The 18,298-nt window shown below is 61.5% G+C and carries 10 protein-coding genes and 1 pseudogene; 5 read left to right on the forward strand and 6 right to left on the reverse strand.

Annotated elements, in window-relative coordinates; translation table 11 throughout:
• The first annotated feature begins 200 nt into the window (after positions 1-200).
• Positions 201-2,072: a YadA-like family protein gene (locus ISP18_RS04230; RefSeq protein WP_380017312.1), complete on the forward strand. Its 1,872-nt coding sequence runs from the start codon at positions 201-203 to the stop codon at positions 2,070-2,072.
• 111 nt (positions 2,073-2,183) lie between these two features.
• Here ISP18_RS04230 and ISP18_RS04235 read toward each other — a convergent pair whose 3' ends face one another.
• Together ISP18_RS04235 and ISP18_RS04240 are read right to left on the reverse strand one after the other, a co-directional pair.
• On the reverse strand, positions 2,184-8,045 hold the full coding sequence (locus ISP18_RS04235; protein ID WP_380017314.1) for a hypothetical protein: 5,862 nt from the start codon (positions 8,043-8,045) through the stop codon (positions 2,184-2,186).
• 722 nt (positions 8,046-8,767) lie between these two features.
• Positions 8,768-9,466, reverse strand: a complete 699-nt coding sequence (locus tag ISP18_RS04240) for a LuxR C-terminal-related transcriptional regulator (RefSeq protein WP_380017316.1) — start codon at positions 9,464-9,466, stop codon at positions 8,768-8,770.
• A 529-nt stretch (positions 9,467-9,995) separates the two neighbouring features.
• On the opposite strand from ISP18_RS04240, the gene ISP18_RS04245 reads away from it, so the two are divergent.
• The 3 genes from ISP18_RS04245 (at position 9,996) to ISP18_RS04255 (ending at position 13,122) form a co-directional block, all read left to right on the forward strand.
• Positions 9,996-10,424, forward strand: a complete 429-nt coding sequence (locus ISP18_RS04245) for a VOC family protein (protein WP_380017318.1) — start codon at positions 9,996-9,998, stop codon at positions 10,422-10,424.
• A 388-nt stretch (positions 10,425-10,812) separates the two neighbouring features.
• Positions 10,813-12,267 (forward strand): DUF4139 domain-containing protein, encoded by a 1,455-nt coding sequence (locus ISP18_RS04250; RefSeq protein ID WP_380017320.1) that lies wholly within the window; start codon positions 10,813-10,815, stop codon positions 12,265-12,267.
• Between the two features lie 96 nt (positions 12,268-12,363).
• A complete protein-coding gene (locus tag ISP18_RS04255) occupies positions 12,364-13,122 on the forward strand; it encodes an enoyl-CoA hydratase/isomerase family protein (protein WP_380017322.1) in 759 nt (252 codons plus the stop codon).
• A 210-nt stretch (positions 13,123-13,332) separates the two neighbouring features.
• Here the strand turns inward: ISP18_RS04255 and ISP18_RS04260 are convergent, their stop codons facing one another.
• From ISP18_RS04260 to ISP18_RS04270, 3 genes and pseudogenes are all read right to left on the reverse strand, one after another.
• A complete protein-coding gene (locus ISP18_RS04260; RefSeq protein WP_380017324.1) occupies positions 13,333-14,172 on the reverse strand; it encodes a sulfurtransferase in 840 nt (279 codons plus the stop codon).
• Positions 14,169-14,950, reverse strand: a pseudogene (locus ISP18_RS04265) (CoA pyrophosphatase). Before ISP18_RS04265 ends, ISP18_RS04260 begins: the two are co-directional and overlap by 4 nt.
• 177 nt (positions 14,951-15,127) lie before the next feature.
• Positions 15,128-15,874, reverse strand: a complete 747-nt coding sequence (locus ISP18_RS04270) for an FKBP-type peptidyl-prolyl cis-trans isomerase (RefSeq protein WP_380017326.1) — start codon at positions 15,872-15,874, stop codon at positions 15,128-15,130.
• A 328-nt stretch (positions 15,875-16,202) separates the two neighbouring features.
• Between ISP18_RS04270 and ISP18_RS04275 the strand changes: the two genes are divergently transcribed.
• Complete coding sequence (locus tag ISP18_RS04275) at positions 16,203-16,985, forward strand: enoyl-CoA hydratase/isomerase family protein (RefSeq protein WP_380017328.1); 783 nt, start codon at positions 16,203-16,205, stop codon at positions 16,983-16,985.
• Positions 16,986-17,335: 350 nt separating this feature from the next.
• On the opposite strand, the gene ISP18_RS04280 is transcribed toward ISP18_RS04275, so the two are convergent.
• Positions 17,336-18,256, reverse strand: a complete 921-nt coding sequence (locus tag ISP18_RS04280; RefSeq protein WP_380017330.1) for a DUF1684 domain-containing protein — start codon at positions 18,254-18,256, stop codon at positions 17,336-17,338.
• Positions 18,257-18,298 lie beyond the last annotated feature (42 nt).

Consider the following 18,298-nt stretch of genomic DNA (forward strand, 5'->3'; position numbering starts at 1 on the left):
GCCGCATAATGGCAATAACAAAGAAATGTAAATGCGCGTAGGGGAAGCCCCCTCCAAGACGCGCGTCAAATAGTCCGCGCTTGTCAATTTAGGACTAGGACTACTACTAACCCGGTGCCAATCGGCCCGGGCCGACTGATCGCCAGACACCCGATTCTTACTATTTCCTCATCCCCTACCAAGCAGATGAGGAGCACGCCATGAACGTGCGGAATCGTGACATCCAGAACACGGCGACGAACACTTCGGCAGCCCCCACCAACACCACACAGAAGCGCACGAAGGGCACGGTTGTGCGTCGCCTGATCGCATTAGCGCTGGCCGAAGCCATCATGGGCACGGCCATAGCCAGCGGCGTCGACGTGACCGATACGCCGGTTGCAGCGAGCTACGACACAACGACTGACGCTGACGTCGAGAGCAAAGAAACCTCGACCGACGCGCCGTCGTACGCAGCAAATCAATTCACCTCCACGGCGGCTTCGCGCAATGCCGGCTCCATCGGTGTCATGGACGTGACCGACCCGCTGATCGCCATCGAAGGCGCGCGTAACAACAACCTCGCGTCCGTGAACGGCGCAGATCCGACGCTCACCACCGCGCTTGCCATGGGCTCGAGTTCGATTGCCAGTGGTGGCGACACGGTCGCATTCGGCTTGCAGGCAGTAGCGCTATCGGACAACTCCGTCGCTCTCGGCAGCAACACCTCAACGGGCGCAGGTACGCCTTATTCGGTAGCTGTAGGGGCCGACGCTCAGACCACGGGCACACAGGCCATCGCCTTGGGTTCACATGTTCAGGCCAACGCCGATAACGCGCTGGCGGTCGGCAACAACAATACCTGGGCCCTGGGCCAAAGTTCGGTCGCAATCGGCAACGGCGCGAAAGTACGCAGCGGCGCAGTCAACTCGATAGCCATGGGCACCAGCGCGAACGTGGCTAATAACGTCAGCAACGCGCTGGCGCTAGGTGCGAATACCAGCGTGACCGCAGGCTCCAACGGCGGCGTAGCCTTGGGTGCCGGCTCCGTCGCCAGCCGCGGGAATGCACTGTCCATCGGCGCAGCCGGCGCGGAACGCCAGATCATCAACGTGGCGGCAGGTACGCAACTCACCGACGCGGTGAATGTGAGCCAGCTCAAAGGCGTGACGGATGCACTGGGCGGCGGCGCTGGCATTGCGCCAGACGGCAGCATCACGCAGCCTACTTACATCGTCCAGGGTAACCGTTACTCCACTGTCGAGCAGGCCATTCAAGCGGCGACACAATCTGGCACCACCGATCCGAATGCCGTGCGGTACGACCTGAATTCGGATGGCTCGGTGAACTACGGTTCGGTGACGCTGGGCGGCCCCGCTGCGGCTCCGGTGGTGTTGACCAACGTGGCGGATGGCAAGAATCAGTATGACGCCGTCAACTACGGCCAGCTCAGCGATCTGCAGGGCCAAGTCACCAACTTGAACCAGTCCGTCACCAACATCGGCGACCGCGTCACGAACATCGAGAACAACGGCGGCGGCGGTGGTGATGGTGGCGGCAATGGCGGCCAGTGGAACTACGACGCTCAGGGCAACAAGATCACCAACGTCGGCGATGGCGCCGTGAACGCGGGAAGCAAAGACGCCGTCAACGGTTCACAGTTGGCCGCTACAGCGCAGAGCACGGCCGATGCACTGGGTGGCGGTTCCACCGTCAACGCGGACGGCACGATCACTACACCGACTTACACGGTGGGCGGTCAGCAAGTCCGTGGTGTCGAAGGGGCTGTAAATCAGCTCGACCGACGCATCGACGGAATGCAGGGCCAGATCGACGGCCTGCAAGGCCAGCTCAACAACACCGCACGCGGTGCTTACTCCGGCATTGCAGCCGCCACGGCCTTGACGATGATTCCGGGCGTCGATGTGGGCAAAACGCTGTCGGTTGGTGCCGGTGTTGCGAACTACAAGGGCTATACCGCTGCTGCGCTGGGTGGTGAAGCTCGCGTCAGCGAAAACTGGAAGGTTCGTGCAGGCGTAGGCCTGTCCAGCAGTGGCAATACGGTAGGTGTGGGTGCTTCGTTCCAGTGGTAATGAAAGTGCGGGCGGGGTTGCAGCCCCGCCCGCTTCGATACGCTTCTTGCTTTTAATCCTTAATGTTTCGCTCTTCAAAGCCTGGCCTTTTGCCAGGCTTCTTTTTTTGCATCATTGCGCCGGCGGACGTGCACCAAGCTGGCTGCGCAGCAGTTGTATCTCGGCCATCATCGCTGCAACCGCCTCCTTCAATTGCGCAACAGTCACGACGTCATCCGGTTCGGTGCCCTTCGCCACGTGGATGATCTGCCGCGTGCCGATCGAACCACCACCGATGGAAATCGCGTTGCCACGGTCCGCCACCGCACCATGACCCAGTGCAACACTGCCCATGGCGCCCGCTGCCACACTCGCCTCGGCGCCCAGTGCCAGTGCATCGCTCGCGTTCGCGGCGACCCTCGCACGCCGACCGATCGCGATGCTGTGATCACCATGCACCTTCACACCCTCGCCCATCGCGATGGCGCTTCGGGCAATGGCCCAGGTCTCGTTGCTGCCGACGGCCACTGCATGCTCGCCGTTGGCTTGCACCCGTGTACCGAGTGCCACGGCACGCGGCGCATTGGTCACAACCTCCGACCCCACCGCGACGGAGTACGGGTGATCCACGCCCGTTTGCGCCATGCGGCCGAACGCCACCGAGTAATCGGAGCCCGCCACATTACGCAAACCCACCGCAATCGCGTTGCGGCCGCTGGCCACGGAGAAAACACCGATCGCCGCGGCGGTTTCGCTCTCGGGATCACCACCGTTCAACGAGGCAACGTTGTTGCCACTCCGGCCTTCGATGGCCGCCAGCGGATCAACCACGTCCTTCACGCCCTTCGCTCCACCCGCACGGGTGATGGCGTTCAGTGCCTTGTACACGGCAGACAACTGATCACCGGTGATGGCGTCCGTGCTGCCAGGACTGACATCGCCATTGGCGACGTTGACGACCTTGCGCTCACCGCCAACGCTGCCCACGGCGAACACATTGGGTTGATTGGCCACGGAGTTGGTGCCGATCGCCACCGCATTCATACCCGATGCACGCGCGCCTGTTCCGATGGCCAGCGAATTGTTCGCGGTGGCGCTGGACGCCGAGCCGATCGCTACCGCATTGACACCGCTTGCACCGGCCTGGGTGCCGGTGGAACTGACCTTGATGTATTTCATGTTGATGTTGATCGTGCCATCGACCAATTCGGTCACAAGGTCGCTCAGCCCTGTCGTCAATTGAGCCACGTTGACGCCATCGGTGTCGGCCGTACCGGTCGCGATGTTGTGCAGCGGCACCGGGGTCGTCGACCCCACGCCGCCCAACGTCACGCCATCCTTCGAGGCATCGTCATACGCGACCAACGCAAGAGCTTGGCCTGTGACTGAATCCACCACGCCGGCGTCGGCCAACTTGGTGTTGATCACATCGTAGAGGTTGGTGATCGCACCACCCACGTCGTTCGCCGTCGTACCGTCGATCGCATAGGTGGGTGGCGTCACCGTGCCATCCGGATTCACCGTGGCACCCCCGCCTAGGCCGGTCGCGATGCTTTGCGCCGTGCCGAACAACTGCGAACCGTTGATGGCATCCAGGCTGGTCGCATCGACGCTGCCATCCTGTACGTTCGTCAACAAGGTGCCGTCGGCGCCGTCCAGCGTTACCGTGTCCTTCGCCGCGTCGTCATACGCCACCGCATTGGGATCCGTCCCCGCGATGGCGGCCACCGCGTTGATGGCCGCGCCCACGTCGGGGTAAGGCGTGCCGTCTACCGTGTACGAAGGTGGCACGATGTTGCCATTCGGATCCACACCCGCGCCACCGCCCAAGGCGCTCGTCACGCCTTCCAACTGGCTGATGTTGACACCATCCGTCGCCTGCGTACCGGGCGCCACATTCGACACCGTTACCGGCGTGCCCAAGGTACCGAGCTCAACAGCGGTTTCCGTATCGTCGACGTACGTCACCGCCAACGATTTGCCTGAGGTCGGATCGATGACGCCGCCCGTTTGCAGCGCATTTGTCAAATCGTCGACGATCTGATTCGTCGCGGACAACTGCGAACCGTTCACGGCGTCCGTGCTGGTATCCGACAAACTCCCTGGCGCCAGATTATTCATTCTCACCGTCTGCGTCGCGCCGGTACCGCCCAACGTCACGCTGTTCTTCGACGCGCCGTTATAGGTCACCGCGGCAATGGCCTGACCGCTGCTCGGATCCACCAGCCCGGCATCGGCCAACTTGGTGTTGACCACGGTAACGACATTGCCCAGCGCCGTCCCCACGTCGTTCGCGAGCGTCGGGCCAATCACGTACAACGGCGGGCTGACGGTGCCGTCCGCATTCACCGCCGCACCGCCACCCAGGTTAGTCGCAAGGCTATCGGCTGTGCCGAACAATTGGCTACCGTTGATCGCATCCAGGCTGTCCGCGGCAACGCTGCCATCCTGCACGTTGGTCAGCAGGGTGCCGCCCGCGCCGCCCAGCGTGACGGTGTCCTTCGCCGTGTCGTCGTACGCCACCGCGTTCGGGTCCGTCCCCGCCATGTTCGCCACGGCGTTGAGGGCGGCGCTCACGTCGGTGTACGGCGTGCCGCCGATCGTGTATGAGGGCGGCGTGATGCTGCCGTCCGCACCGACCGCGGCACCGCCACCAATGACATTGGTCACGCCTTGCAACTGGTTGATGATCACCACATCGGTCGATTGCGTACCGGCCGCCGCGTTGATGATCTGTCGCGTGATGGGCGTACTGCTCGTGTTGCCCAGCGACACCGCGTTGCCGCGATTGGCGACCGACCCTTGCCCGAGTGCGACGCCGCCATTCACGGTCACACTGGTGTTTGCGCCCAGCGCCAGTGCATTCGTCACATTGTTCGGCACGTTCGCGCTGGTACCGATGGCGATTGAATTAACCGTGTTGGTGCGCGATTTCGCACTGCTTCCTATCGCAATCGAACCCTGACCGATCGCATAGGTGGCGCGGTTGCCCACCGCCAACGCATAGTCGGCGTTAGCCTGGACATCGTTCCCACCCAAGGCGACCGCATTCATGCCGTTGGTCTGGACGTTGGCGCCGATGGCCACCGAATAGTCCTGACCTGCTCCCGTTTGGGCGTAGGTGCCAATGGCCACGGCGTTATCGGATAGGGCCAGGCAGTTCAGACCAAAGGCCGCCGTATTCAGACCACTGGTGCCCGAACTCACACCGAACGCCAAGGCGGTGCCCGAGTCGAGCGGCTGCCCGTTGAGCGACGCCGTGTTGTCGCCCGACAAGCCTTCGATCGCATACAGCGGGGCGGTGACATCGAACACGCCCGAGCGCGAGCCCGCGACCATGCCCAGTGCAGCAAACACCTGCCCACACGTGGCGGCATCCGTGCTGCCCGCGCTGAAATCGCCGTCGGCCACGTTGATGACCTTGCGCTCTTGGCCAACGCTGCCCACGGAGACGGTGTAGGACTGACTGGTCACGGAATTAAAGCCGATCGCCACGGAGTTCGTGGCCGACGCGCGCGACCCGGTGCCGATCGCCACCGTCGCCGGCGCCGTCGCGTTGGCGGTCGATCCGATCGCCACCGCATCGTTGGCACTGGCATTGGCATTGGTGCCCGTCGAATTGACTCGGACGTACTTGAGGTTGTTGCTGAACTGGCTGCTCAGACCGTTGATGGCACCCGTCAGTTGGTTGACGGTGACCGCGTCGCTACCGGCGATGCCATCGGCGACGTTCATGATCTCCACCGGGGTATTCAGGTTGCCGAGCTGGATCAGGTTCTGCGAGGCGTTGGTGTAGGTCACCGCCAACAACTTGCCCGTGCCCGTATCGATCAGGCCGCTGTTGTCCAGCGTGTTTTCCAGCACCCCCACCCTCAGGTTGGTCGCATTAAGCTGCATGCCCGTCACCGCATCCGTGCTGGTCGCCGATAGATCACCAGCGGCGACGTTGACGATCGTGCGTTCGCTGCCTGGGCTGCCCATCGACACGGTGTTGTCCGCACCCGCTACGGTATGGGCGCCGATCGCCACGGCATTCTTGCCGGTGGCACTTGCGCCGCTGCCCAGGCCAATCGATTCCTGGCCCAGCGCGGCTGCATCCGGTCCGGTGCTGTTGATGGCCAGATACGGGTTGTTCGCGCCGCTCTCGCTCACGGCCTGGTCCAGCGCACCCAGCGCATCCTCGAGGCTGGTCTGCACACCGCCGTTGGCGAGCGTGTAGGTGGGACCTGTCACCTCGCCGGTGCTTGGATCAATCGAGGCATTCCCGCCCAGCGCCTTCATGATCGGCTGCAACTGTCTCACGCTCACCGCATCGTCCGCGTCCGTACCGGCTTGCAGGTTCATCAACCGACGCTTCAGGCCCGCCGGTTTATTGCCGATCGACACGGACAACACCGTATCGGCCAGGCTGTCGCTGCCGAGCGCCACGCCATGGGCGGCCGACGCGCGTGCCCGCACGCCAAAAGCGGCACTGCCTTCAATCGTCGCGATGGCGTCCGATCCGATCGCCACGGCGTCGAGACCGGCCGCATTGGCATCCGCACCGGTGGAATTGACCTTGACGTAGGGGAGGCTGTCGCCCAGTTCGCTACGCACGTTGTCCAACGCGATCGTCATTTGATTGAGGTTGACCGCATCGGTCGCCTGGAGCGCGGGGGCGACGTTCATGAGCTCCACCAGCTGGCCCCGGCTGCCGAACGTCACGGTGGTCTTCGACGCGGTGTCGTAGGTGATCGCCAGCGTACTATTCGGGTCATTCGGGTCGATCAGGCCGCTGCTGCTCAGTGCCGATCGCAGATCGCTCAGAGTCTGGTTGGTGGTGAAGAGCTGTGAACCGTTCACCGCCTGCCGGCTGGTGGCCGTTACGTCGCCCGCAGCCACGTACATGATCTTGCGCAGAAGGCTAGGGTTGCCCACCGACACGGCATTGGCGGTGTCGCCAGTGGAGTTGGTACCCAGCGCCACCGAAAGCGCGGCGTTGGCGACGGCATTGCTGCCGATGGCGACGGCATCGGTGCCTGTCGCCGTGGCGCTCGCTCCTGTGCTGTTGACGACGACATACGGGTCGCTGCCGCCCGCATCGCTCACCGCCTTGTCCAGCGCATCCAAGGCGCCACTGAGCGTGGTCTGCGGGCCGCCGTTGGCGAGCGTGTAGGTCGGGCCCGTCACCACACCCGTATACTGGTCGAGCGCCGCACTGCCGCCCAGCGCCGTCAGGACGGATAGCAACTGGCTCACGTTCACTGCATCGGTGGTTTGCCCACCGGCATCCATGTTGACGAGTCGACGCGTCAGGCCGGTGGACTTGTTGCCGATCGACACCGTCAACGCCCGATCCGCCAGGCTGTTGGTGCCGATCGCTACCGCATCATTGTTGGCCAAGGCTTGGGCACCGGCACCCAGTGCAATGTTGCTGGTCTGCCCCGACTGGGCGCCGTTACCAATGGCCATGGAATTATTGCCGTAAACGCTCGCGCTATTACCGAGTACGATCGATCCGGCTCCCGTGACGGCAGCATCACCACCGTTGGGTTGAACAAGCGCAGTGTAGCCAATCACTATCGCACCCGCTCCCGTGTTATTGATGAGAGCACTCGTACCAATGGCGATATTTCCCTGTCCATTGCCTGTGTTTACGTCGGACCCGATGGCAATGGTATATGGCCCGACGGGATAGGTCGCGTGTCCATAAGCCGTTGAATGGGTTCCGCTAGCAACTGCATACGAGCCGAAGGCACACGACCAATCGCCAGGTGCCGAACCGCCATATTCAACACTGCCGTACCCAGCCAGTGGCGCTATCGTATTGGATTTTGTCTTAGCCAATGCAGCATGGACGCCCGCACTCAACTTTTTTCCAACCATCGAGTAGCCATTACCCTTTTTGGGAACGTTTGGGCGGGCGCTTGGATTGGGTTTTTGCGGAATGCTGGAGTGGACGTTTGGTTTAGCCGTTTTGTGACCGCCGTTGTGGCCGCTGAAGTGTGTGTTCATGACGACTCGTCCTTTCGGGAATGGGGGGAATGGGTGATTGGCTTTACGGCACAGATACCTAAGGCAGGCTTGGCTTCATTCCGATGCGCGACAGTTCAAGTAACTGGCTCGCTTTTGGCACCGGTGATGACGATCCGCACACGCGTATGCCTGGCGTCGTGCGAACCTTTGAAGAATTGCTGCTTCAACACGTTGGCTTTCACACAAAAAAACCCAACAACCCGCGAAGGTGGTTAGGGGATCGATGGTTTATGGGCGGACGACAAACCGACCCCCTCCGTGAAGTAGCTGTGAAATGCAATGAAGCGAGGCACGACTGATTCTGGCCACGCGCGCGTTCACGCATGGGGGAGCAGTAACCATTCGTTTCAAACATGCCGCTCGGTGGAGTGGATTGGCGGCAGTGACCGCAACTTAGATCACGTCACACGTAACTATCGCCGCTTCATGCTGTTCCAATTGATGAAGCGGTTCGTGAACATCACATATACACCGGTAAGATTTGGTGGATGACGCAGAAAGCGGTCGTTAATTTTCACGCGCGAATTCGCTACTGCGTGCTTTGGCCGTCTATTCAAACGCGATGTTCGAGGCACACATCGCATTCGCCACTGAAGGCTACGTCCGGCTTTCGCCGGGACGACGAGCAAAAAAGCACAGCAAGCTGAGATTCGACGCTAATCAGGAGGCTGCATGGGCAAGATCGATCTTCTTCGCAAGTATTAATTGTGCGGCGTTTCTCGCGACGCCGGCATACCAGGCTGCGACGCGCCGGCAACGATGCCGTGCTCGATGGCGTAGCGAAGCAGATCCACATCGCGTTCGATGCCCAGCTTCTGCATGGCCCGGCCTTTCTGGGTGCTGATGGTTTTCTTGCTGCGATTGAGGCGTTCGGCAATCTCATTGACGGTCAGGCCGCTGGCATATAGCCGCAGCACTTCAAGCTCGCGCTTGCTCAGCGCTTCGGAGGTTCCGCGCCGCCCGTTCATATCGAGCATGCGCACAATTTTCTCCATGGCAGGCGAGTAGTACGTACCGCCCGTTGCGGCCGCATGGATGGCGGGAATCAGATGACTGACCGCGTCGGCCTTGCTGACCAGGCAGCAGATGCCCTGATCCCGCAAGGCGCCGAGCATGGCCGGGTTGTCCAGCATGGTCAGCACGACCAGCTTGATCGACGGATAACGGCGCCGGATGAACGAAAACAGCGTCATGCCATCGCCATATTCCTTGCCTGGCATGGAGTAGTCGGAAACAAGGACGTCACAGCCATCCATGTCGAGTAGGCGAATCAGTTCGGTCGAGTTGCCCGCCGTGCCGGTTACCCGGATGGTGCCGACCGAGGACAGGCCCTGCTGCACGCCCGCTAGCAATGCCGGATGATCGTCCGCAAGCACCACGCTTAGTGAAAAACCGTCCATATGTTGGTCTTCCGGATGCGATAGGGCGTTCCGTGTGTCGTGTAGATTATGTGAACACGGTGATCATGAAGGCTGTGTGGAGAAAGTATCGCGCTACCTGCGCGCTCCCTCTCCCCTCCGGGGAATAGGTATCTACACAACTTGCCGGAGGCTCCAATCCACCCCGTCGTCGTCCCAGCGAAAGCTGGGATCCCGTGACGTTGGCTTTTTTGATGTGCCAAGGCGAGGTTGAAAGGCGCTGGATCCCAGCTTTCGCTGGGATGACGGTGAGGAAGGTTCGGACTTCAGAAAAAAATGTAGATACCCATGCCTCCGGGGGAGAGGGAACTGTTCAAGGCAAAGCTAGAGCTTCGGGGCTAATCAGGTCCTGCCAAGCCGATGGTCCGAATGAATCGGACAGCCGGTGATACCCGCGAGCTTCACCCTTGCGCAGTGCCTAACCATAAGCCTTCACCACGCGGCGTACGATTGTGTCTTCGCGAAGCAAAGGCTCAATGGCAATCTGCTCGCCTCATCCACCGGAGGTCCCATGAACATTCAACCGTACATTTTCTTTCAAGGCCGCTGCGAAGAAGCCATCGCGTTCTACCGCGATACACTCGGCGCCGTCGAAGTGTTCAAGTCGCGTTTCAAGGATGCACCGCCGGATCCCTCGTATACGATATCGCCTGAGTCCGCTGACATGATCATGCACGCCACGCTGGCGATTGGCCGCACGCATTTGATGATGTCGGATGGCCAAGGTGGCAAGGACGAGATTACGCACTCCGGTTTCAGCCTCTCTATCACGGCGGACGACGTCGCTTCGGGCGAGAAATCTTTCAACGCCCTGGCGCAAGGCGGCCAGGTCACCATGCCGTTTCAGAAAACTTTCTGGAGCGAAGGCTTCGGCATGCTGGTGGACAAGTTCGGCGTGCCGTGGATGGTGAATGTGCAGCATGAGGGCGACAAGCAATAAGCCCGCTCGTTTCCACTGTTGTCCGTGGACATTTGCGCCGCTCTGCAGAGGTAAAAGCGAAGCGTGGAACAAGCCCCTCCCCCTGCTTGCAGGGGGAGGTTGGGAGGGCGTGAACACTTGCGGGAAAGTTCATGGCAAGTACTCACCCCACCCCAACCCTCCCCTGCAAGCAGGGGAGGGAGTCGATTCCGGCATGGATGGAGATACCCGCACGACTGCTGTTCCCTTCGCTAATTTTTCGCGGACAGCAGTGCACTCGTTCTGGGACCGTCGCGGCACACCCCGGCGACAAGTCCTGAAGCGCGAAGGAATGATGCTTGCGGCAGCACATACGCCGCCGCACTGCGCTCGCTATGATCGGACGCATCGTCCGCCAAAGGAGTGCAGCATGTCGATCCACTATCGAACCGTTCTCGCCGTCGCCATGGCCGCTTTGGGCGCATCGCGGGCGGATGCCGCGGATGGCGCGTCGATCACGCTGTATCGCAGCGACAGCCCTTCCTTGTACGCAAGCAGCGGCGATACCAACGCCAATGATGGTTATGCGGTCGTACGCGAACAGCGCAGCATTGCCTTGCAGTCCGGCGTGCACGACGTAGTGCTGGGCGATCTACCCAATCAGCTCGATGCCGAAGCGATGGCGCTCGGTTTTCCTGGTGGCGAGGCCAAGGTCATTTCGCAGCGCTTGTTGCTTGCGCAAGGCCCCAATTCGGCATTGACGGGTCTGACCGGTAGCACCATCAGCGTGCTTGGCGACAACGGCCAGCCCTTGGCCAACGGCACCTTGCTGCGCGCCGGCGCAGATGGGCTCGTGGTGCGCAGCGGCAATGGCACGACTTTGATCCGGCAATACGCGGCAGTGAATGCTGAGGGTGGGAATTTTCCGACCGGCTCTAGCCTGCGCTTGCGCGTCGACGCCTCACGCGGCGGCCAGGCCGATGCGGTGCTGAGCTATCCCACCTCCGGCATCGGCTGGCGCGCGGCTTACGTCGCCACGTTGCAGCCAGGCAATACATGCAACATGCAATTCGAATCGCGCGCCAGCATCGCCAATCGCAGCGGCCGCGACTGGCACGATATTCATTTGACCTTGATTGCCGGCGAACCCAACTTCGCCAAATCCAGCGCGCCGCGCCCGATGATGATGCGCGCGATGGCTGCACCCGCGGCGGCCGAAGCGATGCCCGAGCAATCGTCCATGGGCGATTACCGCAGCTATACCCTGCCCGCGCCGGTCGACCTGCCCGACGGCAGCATCAGCCAGGTGCCTCTCTATGCCGCGCGTGCGGTCGGATGCGAGCGCACGGCGCTCTATGAGAACGGCGGCAACTGGATGCCACCGCAGCCGATGCTCAACGAAACATTCAACACCGACAACAACACCAGCATCATCAGCACACTGCGCTTCACCGCCTTCGACAGCCTGCCCGCCGGCTATCTGCGCGTGCTGACTGCCGATCGCAACGGTGTGCCGCAATTCATCGGCGAGGGCCGTATCAACGACACGCCCAAGGGCAGCGATGCCATGATCACGCTGGGCACGGCGTTCGATCTGCGAGGCCAACGCGAGCGCACGAGTTTCCATGCAGACAAAGCCGGACGCACGATGGATGAGGCGTTCCGCATCACACTCACCAATGCTGGTGAAAGCGCCCGCACCGTGACTGTGCGCGAACATCCGAACCGCTGGCGGCAATGGACCGTCACCTCATCCAGCGTAAAGCCTAGCAAGCAGACGACCGACACGCTGGAATTTAAGGTCGAGGTGCCTGCCAATGGCAAGGCTGTGCTTGAGTATGCGGTGCGGTATACCTGGACGGCTGATGATCAGCCGCAGCCTTGATCCTTCGTGAGGTTCAAACTTGCCTCATCGTCATTCCGGCGAAGGCCGGAATGACGATGAGGCAAGATACGCCTTTACTCATCATCTGGACTCCTTATGCTCCACATCACCAAACACGACGCCGTCACCGAAATCCAGCTCGCGCGTCCACCCGTCAATGCGCTGAACCTTGAACTGCTGCGCGCCCTACAAAACGCTTTAGCGGAAGCGGTGCAAGAAGGCGCGCGCGGCATCGTGCTGTCCGGCGCGCAAGGCATGTTCTCGGCCGGTGTGGATGTGCCAGCCTTGCTGACACGCGATCGTGCTGGCGTACGCGAATATTGGCGTGAGTTCTTTGCCACTTGCGCCGCGCTCGCGCATTTGCCAGTGCCGGTTGCCGCGGCTATCACCGGCCACAGTCCCGCGGGCGGCGCGGTGCTTTCGCTGTTCTGCGATTACCGCGTGATGGCGCAAGGGCCTTACCGCATCGGTTTGAACGAAGTGCAGGTAGGATTGATTGCGCCCGATTGCATCCAGATGGCGCTGCGCCGCGTGGTGGGTGCGTATCGCGCGGAACGCCTGCTGGTTTCCGGTGCACTGATCGACGCGGACCAGGCGCTGGCCTGCGGTTTTGTCGATGAGCTCACCGGTGTGGAACAGGTCACCACGCGCGCACTGCATTGGCTCAACGAAACGATCGCCCTGCCCTCGCATGCCATGCTGGGGACGCGCCAGATCGCACGTGCGGATCTCACTTACACGTTTGCGGATGTCGATGCGTTGCCGATCGATACGTTTGTGGATGCGTTCTTTCATCCGCAAACGCAGGCGGCGTTGCAGGCGTTGGTGGATAGGTTGAAGAGCAAGGCGAAATAAGCGTCTGACTTATTGAACTTTCCATTATTCGCAACAGGCAAGCGTTCCTTGCGAGGATGCTCGGCCTCGCCTTGTCGTCATTCCGGCGAAGGCCGGAATCCATCTTCACTCTCGCACAGAGCAAAATGGATTCCGGCCTTCGCCGGAATGACGGTAAGGAAATGTTGGATCTTTTCGCAAGAGTGTTGCGAATAGCGAAAAACTCAGTAGTTACTTCGCCACAGGCCGCGACGGATCACTAATCCACCCACTCCACGACGGCGCATACAAGCGCGAACCTGCAAGCCCGGCATGCTCCATCGCCAGCAGGTTGTGGCAGGCGGTCACGCCGGAGCCACACATGTGCACCACGTGTTCCGGCGCGTGATCCCCGATCACCGCGCGAAATGCCTCACGCAACTCGGCAGGCGACTTGAATCGCCCATCGGCTTGCAGGTTTTCGGTAAACGGGCGGTTCGCCGCGCCCGGCACGTGGCCGGCGGCGCGATCGATCGGTTCGACTTCGCCGCGATAGCGCGGTGTGGCGCGTGCATCGAGCAGCAGTTCGTTCGGCATGTTGGCGACGGCGGCGTGGTCGAGCACGACTTGGCTCGGATCGTACTGCACGCTTACCTGTGTCGACTGTCGCTGGGGAATCTCTTGCGACACCGGCAGATGCGCCGCCTTCCACGCAGCGTAACCGCCGTCGAGCACCGCCACTTCACGCACGCCGCACAGCCGCAGCAGCCACCACAAACGCGCCGCTGCGAGCGAACCATTGCTGGCATCGTAACTCACTACTTGCAAGCCGGGCCGCCAGCCCAAGCGCGCCAGCACGGCGGAAAACGCTGCTTCCGAAGGTAGCGGATGGCGCCCCAGGCCGAGCGAAACGCGGCTGAGATCGGAGAGATCGCGATCCAGATTTGCGAAGACCGCGCCAGGAATGTGCTCAGCGTGATAATCGCGCTCGCCCTTTTCCGCATCGGCAAGATCGTGACGGCAATCGACGATCAGCACGCCATCCGGCGGCAGCGCTGCGAGTTCTTCGGCGGAGATTAAAGTGCTTTTCATGGCTGCTCCATCCTCTGCAAGAGATGCTGCACTATGGCTGCCGTAGCGCCCCAGATGCGATAACCCTGGTAGCGGAATTCCACCATCTCACGGCGGTGGCCACGGAAGTCCATCGCATAGCGTTTCAGGTTCGAAGGTTCCAGGAGGAAGTCCAGCGGCACTTCGAACACTTCGGCCACTTCGTCCGGCGCAGGATGGAATTGCGCATCGGCGGTGATGCGCGCAACCACCGGCGTGATGCAGAAACCGCTGATGGTTTCAAAGCAATCCAGGTAGCCCAGCGGCGTCACCAGCGAAGGATGCAGGCCGATCTCTTCCTCGCTTTCGCGCAAGGCGGTGGTCAGCGCATCGGCGTCCGTGGGATCGGCGCTGCCACCGGGAAACGCAACTTGCCCCGCATGTGAGCTCAGATGATCGGTGCGTACGGTGAAGATCATGCGCGGCTCGTGCTCGTCGCGCAGGCCGATCAGCACGGCGGCGGGTCGGCGTTCCATCTCGCCGATCAGTTCGGTCATCTGGACATGATTCCAGCCGGGCGGCGTCGGAGGCTGCGACAGCGGACGCAAGGCGCGCTGCAGGGCTTCCATCATGCGGACTCGCGCGCGGGAAGTACCACGTCCATGTAATGTGAACGCTCGTCCTCGCTCATGCTGAGCCAGCGCGCGATTTCATCGCCGGTGCGATAGCAGCCCTGGCAATAACCGCGCTCGTCGAGACGGCAGATGCCGATGCACGGACTGAGGATGGCTTGGGGAGAAAGCTGGGGAGAGTTCGACATGCGCCCACAATGCTAATTGAAGCGGGGAACGGGGAACAGGGAATGGGGAACTTGTAGTGGGCGCCGGACCTTAAACTTCTAGCACGATTCGCCTTGGTGTGGCCGCAAAACTAACGAGAATGCGCCATTCCACGTTGTTCTACACGTTCCCTGTTCCCCGCTTCCAGTTCCCCGCCTTCAAGGGCTCGGCGCCTGCGGATTCGGCGGCTTGATGTCGAGCAGTTCGATGTCGAATACCAGCGCCTGATTGGGACCGATACGCGGCAGCGCACCGTGTTCAGCGTAGGCAAGCGAAGGCGGAATCACCACCTTCCAGCGATCGCCCACGTGCATGCGCGGGATCACGTACTGCCAACCACGGATCACCTTGTCCACGGTGAAGGTGACGGGCGAGCCGTGCGCCCAGGTGCTGTCGAACTCGGTGCCGTCGATCAGCATGCCGCGGTAGTTGACCGTGACCAGGCTGTCGATGCCCGGGTTGATGGTGCCGCTGCCTGTCTTGATGACCGAATACTGGATGCCCGAAGGGAGCTGCACCACGCCCTGGAGCGTGGCGTTATGGGTCATGTATTCGGTACTCTTTTTCGCGTTCTCGGCCGCGATGCGATTGAACTCCGCCAGAGCCTGCTCGTGCATGCGCTCGCCCAGGCTGACCAACTGGTTGTACATGTCTTCCTTCGACACGGACGGTGCGCGCTTGGCGTAGGCATCTTCGATGGCCTTTTGCAGCACGGCCATGTCCACCGGGAAATCGCCCTCGGAGAACTGGCTGCCGATGCGGTAGCCGATGGCGTAGGAAAGCTTGTGCTTGTCGAGCTTCACCACCGGGGGCTGCGACGGGCTGGACGCATTCGTCCCCTGCGCCTGGACCGCGAACACGGCAAGCAGCAGAAGAACTGGAAGCAGCCAACGCGTATGTGTCATTGCTTTCTCCATGGAGCGGTGCCGCCCAACGCCTCCGTGCGGCCGGCATTTCTTGTGAGCGGCCAACAGAACCGGCATGGATGACCTGGGGACATATGGGCGGGCTCTAAGCATACGGCGAAAACCACCATCCTAAGCGGTTCGGTCGTCCGATGCAGCCATGCCGAAGGTTCGGCGCGATGCGCAGAGGGTTCGACATCCCCGGATGGCAACATCGGACAACATGATCGAAAACCTTGAGGAGACATCGAACAGGCTGTGAGAAAGCCGGGAATGGCAAAGGTTCCCGCTGCTAAAATCCGCGTTTTACGTTGATACGGAGTCCATCGTGGCTTACCGCAACCTTGAGATCGCCAACCGCGGTGCCGTGCGCACCATTACCGTCAATCGCCCGGACAAGCTCAATGCGCTCAATCGCGAGACTTTGAACGAGCTGACCCTGGCCTTCAGCCAAGCCGCGCAGGACGACGCCGTGCGGGCGATCGTGCTGGCCGGCGCCGGCGACAAGGCGTTCGTGGCCGGCGCGGACATCAGCGAGATGAACGGTTGCACACCAGTCCAGGGACAGAGCTTTTCGCGTACTGGCCAGCGGCTGATGAGCAGCATCGAACGGCTCGGCAAACCGGTGATCGCGCGCATCCAGGGCTTTGCGCTAGGCGGCGGCATGGAACTGGCCATGGCTTGCCATCTGCGCATCGCCAGCGAGAAAGCCAAGTTCGGCCAGCCCGAAATCAACCTCGGCCTGATCCCCGGCTTCGGCGGCACCCAGCGCCTGCTGCGCTTGGCGGGTCGTGGCGCCACGCTTGAACTATGCCTGACCGGCGGCACCATCAACGCGCAGCGCGCCTATGAACTGGGCATCGTCACCCGCGTGGTCGCGCCCGAAGCGCTGGATGAAACGGTTAATGCGCTGGCCGATCAACTGGCTGCCGCCGCGCCGCTGGCTGCGGCCAGCATTCTCGATGCTGTGCTGCAAGGTGGTGAGACATCGCTGGACCAGGGGTTGGAGTTCGAAACCCAAGGGTTTGCGTTGATGTTTGCGACGGAAGATATGAAGGAAGGGACGGGTGCGTTTTTGGAGAAGCGCAAGGCTGTGTTTGTCGGAAAGTGAATCCGTATTCCCATGGCCGTCATTGACCAGCTTCGCTGTTGTAAAGCGCCTCCGCGAAAGCACACTGTTGTCCGGAAAAACTGCGGAGCATGATTCGCCGTAATGCTTGGAGCTCGTCATCCCGGCGAAAGCCGGGACCCAGCGACTTATAAATCGTCAAAGTCACTGGACCCCGGCTTTCGCCGGGGCGACGAATCGGTGGCATTGAATTTCAAGGAGAAATTCAAGCATCAGGAGACGTGCGAGACTTTTTCCTGGCGCTTCATTTTCCCTGACAGCAGTTCGCTTTCGCGGAGGCGCTTTACAACAGCGAAGCTGGTCAATGACGGCCATGAGGATTACGCATGTTGTCAGTGCCCGCCGCGGTATTTCTTCTCACCCGCCGTGATCCGCAAATCAAGCCGATTCTCCGGCGGCGCCAACGGGCATGTCGCGAATGGCGTGAACGAGCACGGCGGGTTGTACGCCTTGTTGAAATCCAACACCACTTTGCCGTTCTGCGGTAGCGCGGCGTAGAGGAAACGCGCAGCGCCGTAGGTTTCGTGACCGGAGGTGCGATCGGCAAGCACGAAGAATAGTTCGCCGCCCGGCTCTTCCTGATACGGCAGCAATTCGTAAGTGTGTCCGTCGCGCGTAAACACCGCTTTGCCCGGCACTTTCACCGTGTCGATGGTGCCGATCACCGAACCGATCTGCAGATCGTGCGGCGGATCGAAGGGCACCCAGTCGGCCACGATGTGCCATGAAGGATCGATGGGGAAATAGTCGATGCCAAGGAAGTGCTTGCGCGTGGCGGCTTCGGTGTCCTTTACGCGCAGCGCCTTGCGGCCTTCGCGATCGATCACGTAGAAGTTCGCCTCTCCGAAGGAAACCTTGGTGGGCGATGCGTTGCCGGTTACGTGCGCGTCATCGATCAGCGTGGCTTCTTCCACCGGCTTGCCGTCGATCGTCGCGCCGCCGTTTTTTTCCAGCTTGATATGCAACTGCCCGCTCTTGTCGAGCGTGATCACGCCCAGATGCGCGGGGCCAGCTTGCAGAATAATGTCGTTATCGGATGCGGTGCCGACTTTGTTCGCACCTTCCTGCAGCCATTCCAGCCCGATCAGGCTGAGCCAGCCGTCTGGTGCGGTCAGCCGCGCAACGCGCGCGGTGCGCCATTGCTCGATGCTTTGCTGGTAGGCATCGGGCGTCACAGGTTGTTGCGTTGTATCGGCATGCACGAGGGCCACTCCTGTACTTAGGATCAGTCCGGCCAGGACGTTACGCCACATGGGGTTCACTCCGCTCGATGCAATGGGATGCCCCGAGTATGG

It is taken from the genome of Dyella humi (genome assembly GCF_044904605.1).
GTDB lineage: Bacteria > Pseudomonadota > Gammaproteobacteria > Xanthomonadales > Rhodanobacteraceae > Dyella_B > Dyella_B humi.

What these genes read in the sequence shown, in the direction of transcription:
- ISP18_RS04240 (WP_380017316.1), bottom strand. Translation starts at nt 9,466, where the DNA reads ATGGACGGTTTTTCACTAAGCGTGGTGCTTGCGGACGATCATCCGGCA.
- ISP18_RS04250 (WP_380017320.1), top strand. Translation starts at nt 10,813, where the DNA reads ATGTCGATCCACTATCGAACCGTTCTCGCCGTCGCCATGGCCGCTTTG.
- ISP18_RS04270 (WP_380017326.1), bottom strand. Translation starts at nt 15,874, where the DNA reads ATGACACATACGCGTTGGCTGCTTCCAGTTCTTCTGCTGCTTGCCGTG.
- ISP18_RS04230 (WP_380017312.1), top strand. Translation starts at nt 201, where the DNA reads ATGAACGTGCGGAATCGTGACATCCAGAACACGGCGACGAACACTTCG.
- ISP18_RS04255 (WP_380017322.1), top strand. Translation starts at nt 12,364, where the DNA reads ATGCTCCACATCACCAAACACGACGCCGTCACCGAAATCCAGCTCGCG.
- ISP18_RS04280 (WP_380017330.1), bottom strand. Translation starts at nt 18,256, where the DNA reads ATGTGGCGTAACGTCCTGGCCGGACTGATCCTAAGTACAGGAGTGGCC.
- ISP18_RS04245 (WP_380017318.1), top strand. Translation starts at nt 9,996, where the DNA reads ATGAACATTCAACCGTACATTTTCTTTCAAGGCCGCTGCGAAGAAGCC.
- ISP18_RS04260 (WP_380017324.1), bottom strand. Translation starts at nt 14,172, where the DNA reads ATGAAAAGCACTTTAATCTCCGCCGAAGAACTCGCAGCGCTGCCGCCG.
- ISP18_RS04235 (WP_380017314.1), bottom strand. Translation starts at nt 8,045, where the DNA reads ATGAACACACACTTCAGCGGCCACAACGGCGGTCACAAAACGGCTAAA.